This window comes from Ralstonia sp. GX3-BWBA (genome assembly GCF_003290055.1).
GTDB lineage: Bacteria > Pseudomonadota > Gammaproteobacteria > Burkholderiales > Burkholderiaceae > Ralstonia > Ralstonia holmesii.
In genome coordinates, this window is sequence record NZ_QMKS01000030.1 from 1 (window position 1) to 5,986 (window position 5,986).

Annotated in this window: 6 protein-coding genes; 5 read left to right on the forward strand and 1 reads right to left on the reverse strand. The window is 62.5% G+C overall.

The window, feature by feature from the left end; translation table 11 throughout:
* The 5 genes from DOD19_RS27415 to DOD19_RS27440 all read left to right on the forward strand — a co-directional run.
* Positions 1–730: IS1595-like element ISCsp2 family transposase (locus DOD19_RS27415; protein WP_112189122.1), on the forward strand; the 730-nt coding region annotated here is incomplete at its 5' end.
* A 147-nt stretch (positions 731–877) separates the two neighbouring features.
* On the forward strand, positions 878–2,557 hold the full coding sequence (locus DOD19_RS27425) for a Mu transposase C-terminal domain-containing protein (protein ID WP_000179844.1): 1,680 nt from the start codon (positions 878–880) through the stop codon (positions 2,555–2,557).
* A gap of 2 nt (positions 2,558–2,559) precedes the next feature.
* Positions 2,560–3,468, forward strand: coding sequence for a TniB family NTP-binding protein (locus tag DOD19_RS27430; RefSeq protein WP_003155746.1), 909 nt, complete (start codon positions 2,560–2,562; stop codon positions 3,466–3,468).
* Complete coding sequence (locus DOD19_RS27435) at positions 3,465–4,682, forward strand: TniQ family protein (protein ID WP_112189124.1); 1,218 nt, start codon at positions 3,465–3,467, stop codon at positions 4,680–4,682. The genes DOD19_RS27430 and DOD19_RS27435 overlap by 4 nt, the downstream gene beginning before the upstream one ends.
* Positions 4,683–4,743: 61 nt before the next feature.
* Positions 4,744–5,367, forward strand: coding sequence for a recombinase family protein (locus tag DOD19_RS27440; RefSeq protein ID WP_003155741.1), 624 nt, complete (start codon positions 4,744–4,746; stop codon positions 5,365–5,367).
* A gap of 98 nt (positions 5,368–5,465) precedes the next feature.
* Here the strand turns inward: DOD19_RS27440 and DOD19_RS27445 are convergent, their stop codons facing one another.
* A complete protein-coding gene (locus tag DOD19_RS27445; RefSeq protein ID WP_343226214.1) occupies positions 5,466–5,894 on the reverse strand; it encodes a DUF1010 domain-containing protein in 429 nt (142 codons plus the stop codon).
* Positions 5,895–5,986: the final 92 nt, after the last annotated feature.

Here is a 5,986-nt window from a genome sequence, read left to right on the forward strand (position 1 = left end):
GGCTGCAGCTTGGTACCTGACCAATCAGAAACAAGGCGTGAGCGCCCTGGGGCTGCAGCGCGTATTGGGTTTGGGGAGCTACCAGACCGCCTGGACCATGCTGCACCGGTTTCGACGTGCCATGGTCCGCCCGGGCCGGGACAAGCTCAAGGGGCTTGTGGAGGTGGATGAAACGTACCTGTCCATCACGGATCGCAAGAATCCCGCCACCCCTGCAGGGCGCAAGAGCAGCACCACCAAAGTGTTGATGGTCATGGCGGTGGAGATCGTGGAGCCCAAGGGGTTTGGGCGCATCCGGTTACGCCGCATTGACCGAGACGCCGCCACCCACGTAATCCCCTTTGTGCAGGAGGTGGTCGAGCCTGGAGCCCAGGTACGCACGGATGGTTCGGCGGCATACCGCGCTCTGGGAGAACTGGGTTACACCCACCAGCGCACCGTCATGCTCGGCTCAGGCGTACCTGCCCATGTCTCCATGGCGGGAGTGCACCGGGTCGCCTCACTGGTACAGCGCTGGGTGCTGGGAACACATCATGGCTCTGTACAGCCAGACCACCTGGACGCCTATCTCGATGAATTCGTGTTCCGTTTCAACCGGCGCACATCCAGCTCACGCGGGATGCTGTTTTACCGCTTGCTGCAGCAAGCGGTGGTTACGCCGCCAGTGACGTATGGGGATGTCGTGAGCAAGAACACCGGGGAGAGCCAATCGGATACCATTGCTGGATGAAATCACTGTCATTTTCAGAAGACGACTGCACCAGTTGATTGGGCGTAATGGCTGTTGTGCAGCCAGCTCCTGACAGTTCAATATCAGAAGTGATCTGCACCAATCTCGACTATGCTCAATACTCGTGTGCACCAAAGCGAGGTGAGCATGGCGACGGACACCCCACGGATTCCAGAACAAGGCGTGGCCACTCTGCCTGATGAGGCTTGGGAGCGTGCGCGCCGTCGTGCGGAGATCATCAGTCCGTTGGCGCAGTCGGAGACGGTCGGGCACGAAGCGGCCGATATGGCGGCTCAGGCGCTGGGCTTGTCTCGGCGCCAGGTATACGTTCTGATCCGGCGTGCCCGGCAAGGCAGCGGCCTCGTGACGGATCTGGTGCCCGGCCAGTCCGGTGGAGGTAAAGGTAAGGGGCGCTTGCCGGAACCGGTCGAGCGCGTCATCCACGAGCTACTGCAAAAGCGGTTCCTGACCAAGCAGAAGCGCAGCCTAGCGGCCTTTCACCGCGAAGTCACTCAGGTGTGCAAGGCTCAAAAACTGCGAGTGCCGGCGCGCAATACCGTGGCCTTACGGATCGCTAGCCTTGACCCGCGCAAGGTCATCCGCCGGCGGGAAGGCCAGGATGCCGCTCGTGACCTACAAGGTGTGGGCGGCGAGCCTCCTGCCGTGACCGCGCCGCTGGAGCAGGTGCAGATAGACCATACGGTCATCGACCTGATCGTGGTCGATGACCGCGACCGGCAACCTATTGGCCGCCCGTACCTGACCCTCGCCATCGACGTGTTCACCCGCTGCGTGCTCGGCATGGTCGTCACGCTGGAAGCGCCGTCTGCCGTTTCGGTTGGCCTGTGCCTCGTGCATGTCGCCTGCGACAAGCGCCCTTGGCTGGAAGGACTGAACGTGGAAATGGATTGGCAGATGAGCGGCAAGCCCTTGCTGCTCTACCTAGACAACGCGGCCGAGTTCAAGAGCGAGGCCCTGCGCCGGGGTTGCGAGCAGCATGGCATCCGGCTGGACTATCGCCCGCTGGGACAGCCGCACTATGGCGGCATCGTGGAACGGATCATCGGCACGGCGATGCAGATGATTCACGACGAACTGCCGGGAACGACCTTCTCCAACCCTGACCAGCGCGGCGACTACGATTCCGAAAACAAGGCCGCCCTGACGCTGCGCGAGCTAGAGCGCTGGCTCACATTGGCGGTCGGCACCTACCACGGTTCGGTGCACAACGGCCTGCTCCAACCGCCGGCCGCGCGCTGGGCCGAGGCCGTGGCGCGTGTCGGCGTACCGGCCGTCGTCACACGCGCTACTTCGTTCCTGGTCGATTTTCTGCCGATCCTCCGGCGCACGCTGACCCGCACCGGCTTTGTCATCGACCACATCCACTACTACGCCGATGCGCTCAAGCCGTGGATTGCGCGGCGTGAACGCTGGCCGTCCTTTCTGATCCGGCGCGATCCGCGCGACATCAGCCGTATCTGGGTCCTGGAACCGGAGGGACAGCATTACCTGGAAATTCCCTACCGTACCTTGTCGCATCCGGCTGTCACCCTCTGGGAACAACGGCAGGCGCTGGCGAAACTGCGGCAGCAAGGGCGCGAACAGGTGGATGAGTCGGCGCTGTTCCGCATGATCGGCCAGATGCGTGAGATTGTGACCAGCGCGCAGAAGGCCACACGCAAGGCGCGGCGTGACGCGGATCGCCGCCAGCACCTCAAGACATCAGCTCGGCCGGACAAGCCCGTTCCGCCGGATACGGATATTGCCGACCCGCAGGCAGACAACTTGCCACCCGCCAAACCGTTCGACCAGATTGAGGAGTGGTAGCCGTGGACGAATATCCCATCATCGACCTGTCCCACCTGCTGCCGGCGGCCCAGGGCTTGGCCCGTCTTCCGGCGGACGAGCGCATCCAGCGCCTTCGCGCCGACCGCTGGATCGGCTATCCGCGCGCAGTCGAGGCGCTGAACCGGCTGGAAGCCCTTTATGCGTGGCCAAACAAGCAACGCATGCCCAACCTGCTGCTGGTTGGCCCGACCAACAATGGCAAGTCGATGATCGTCGAGAAGTTCCGCCGCACCCACCCGGCCAGCTCCGACGCCGACCAGGAGCACATCCCGGTGTTGGTCGTGCAGATGCCGTCCGAGCCGTCCGTGATCCGCTTCTACGTCGCGCTGCTCGCCGCGATGGGCGCGCCGCTGCGCCCACGCCCACGGTTGCCGGAAATGGAGCAACTGGCTCTGGCACTGCTGCGCAAGGTCGGCGTGCGCATGCTGGTGATCGACGAGCTGCACAACGTGCTGGCCGGCAACAGCGTCAACCGCCGGGAATTCCTCAACCTGCTGCGCTTCCTCGGCAACGAACTGCGCATCCCGTTGGTTGGGGTAGGCACGCGCGACGCCTACCTAGCCATCCGCTCCGATGACCAGTTGGAAAATCGCTTCGAGCCGATGATGCTGCCGGTATGGGAGGCCAACGACGATTGCTGCTCACTGCTGGCCAGCTTCGCCGCTTCGCTCCCGCTGCGCCGGCCTTCCCCAATTGCCACGCTGGACATGGCTCGCTACCTGCTCACACGCAGCGAGGGCACCATAGGGGAACTGGCGCACTTGCTGATGGCGGCGGCCATCGTCGCCGTGGAGAGCGGCGAGGAAGCGATCAACCATCGCACACTCAGCATGGCCGTTTACACCGGACCCAGCGAGCGGCGGCGGCAATTCGAGCGGGAACTGATGTGAAGCCTGCGCCGCGCTGGCCGCTGCATCCCGCCCCGAAAGAAGGCGAGGCGCTGTCCTCATGGCTCAACCGCGTGGCCCTTTGCTATCACATGGAGGAGCCCGACCTGCTGGAGCACGATCTTGGTCACGGCCAGGTCGATGACCTGGACACCGCGCCACCACTCTCGCTGCTGGCGTTGCTTTCCCAGCGGAGCGGCATCGAGCTGGACCGGCTGCGCTGTATGAGTTTCGCTGGCTGGGTGCCTTGGCTACTGGACGGCCTTGATGATCAGATTCCAGCCGCATTGGAAACCTATGCGTTCCAGCTCTCGGTACTGCTGCCGAGATTCCGCCGTAAGACGCGATCCATCACGAGCTGGCGTGCCTGGCTGCCCAGCCAGCCGATAAACCGCGCCTGTCCGCTCTGCCTGAACGATCCGGAGAACCAAGCCGTACTGCTCGCGTGGAAGCTGCCCCTGATGCTGAGTTGCCCGCTGCATGGCTGCTGGCTGGAATCCTATTGGGGCGTGCCAGGGCGGTTTATCGGCTGGGAGAACGCCGACGCCGAACCGCGCACCGCCAGCGACGCGATTGCGGCGATGGACCAGCGTACCTGGCAGGCACTGACAACCGGTCACGTGGAGCTGCCGCGCCGAAGCATCCACGCCGGATTGTGGTTTCGGCTGCTACGCACGCTGCTCGATGAGCTGAACACCCCGCTTTCCGCGTGCGGAACCTGCGCGGGATATCTCCGCCAAGCCTGGGAAGGCTGCGGGCATCCGCTGCGTGCTGGGCAAAGTCTGTGGCGACCGTATGAAACCCTGAATCCGGCAGTACGGTTGCAGATGCTGGAGGCGGCGGCAACGGCAATCAGCTTGATTGAGGTGAGGGACATAAGCCCGCCAGGCGAGGAGGCAAAGCTATTCTGGTCCGAGCCCCAAACCGGGTTCACCAGTGGCCTGCCGACGAAAGCGCCGAAGCCCGAACCCATCAATCACTGGCAGCGTGCAGTCCAGGCCATCGACGAGGCCATCATTGAAGCGCGGTACGACCCCGAGACGGCACGCTCATTGTTTGCGTTGGCTTCCTATGGTCGGCGCGACCCAGCTTCCCTGGAACAGTTGCGCGCCACCTTCGCGAAGGAAGGCATTCCCCCGGAACTTCTGTCACATTATGAGCCTGACGGACCCTTTGCATGTCTTAGACAAAATGACGGGTTAAGTGACAAATTTTGACGGCCTGAGCTTTCCGGCGCACACTGTCACATAATCGAACGTATACGTGACGGGTGAAAAGGTGCTGATCGGCTACATGCGGGTATCGAAGGCGGACGGATCCCAGTCCACCAATTTGCAACGCGATGCGCTCATCGCCGCTGGTGTGAGCCTTGCGCACCTTTACGAGGATCTGGCCTCGGGCAGGCGCGATGATCGCCCAGGGTTGGCTGCTTGCCTGAAGGCGCTTCGTGAAGGGGACACGCTGATCGTGTGGAAGCTCGATCGGCTTGGCCGTGATCTGCGCCACCTGATCAACACCGTGCACGACCTAACTGCGCGTAGCGTGGGCCTGAAGGTCCTGACCGGTCACGGTGCGGCGGTCGACACGACGACTGCCGCCGGCAAGCTTGTGTTCGGTATTTTTGCCGCGCTGGCCGAGTTCGAGCGTGAGTTGATTTCCGAGCGAACAGTCGCTGGACTTATCTCGGCGCGCGCTCGCGGCAGGAAAGGGGGGCGCCCCTTCAAGATGACCGCCGCCAAGCTACGCCTGGCGATGGCCAGCATGGGGCAACCGGAAACCAAGGTGGGCGATCTCTGCGAAGAACTCGGGATTACCCGGCAGACGCTCTACCGGCACGTGTCGCCCAAGGGCGAACTGCGGCCAGACGGCGTAAAGCTGCTCTCCCTCGGTTCAGCCGCATAAATGGAGGCGACCTGGAACGGGGCGCTGTTCAGTGCGGCAACGATCCGATTACCGGTGTCGACCCAGAGCAGCCGTAGAGCTTTTGGGAAAGCTGTCGTTCAACGCCGAAAGTAAGCCGCCCGCCGTAGGCGGGTCGGCTTGACTGCCCGGTTAGACCCAGAGGCCAGACCGGGAAACCCCAGCCTGACGACGGGCGCGAACTGTGAAAAAGCGTTGCGCCACCGAGGCGACGCAGCGCTTACAAAAAGATAGCTGGTAGCGCTTGCTACACAAGCGCTAGAGGCCAAAAAGGCTTGAAACTGGCGCAGCACATGCAGGCGAAGCCCGGAGCAACGGCAAACCCAGCGCTGAATAACGCTTGAGAAACTAAATGCCGGTTTGAAAAGCATGGCCTGGATAAAGCGGGTTTTCAGCGGGACTAACTTTGTTTTAGGGCGACTGCCCTGCTGCGTAACATCGTTGCTGCTCCATAACATCAAACATCGACCCACGGCGTAACGCGCTTGCTGCTTGGATGCCCGAGGCATAGACTGTACAAAAAAAAGGGGTATCTATTTAGCTCCAGCAGCCCCATTGATACTGTGATTTCATCCAGCAATGGTATCCGATTGGCTCTCCC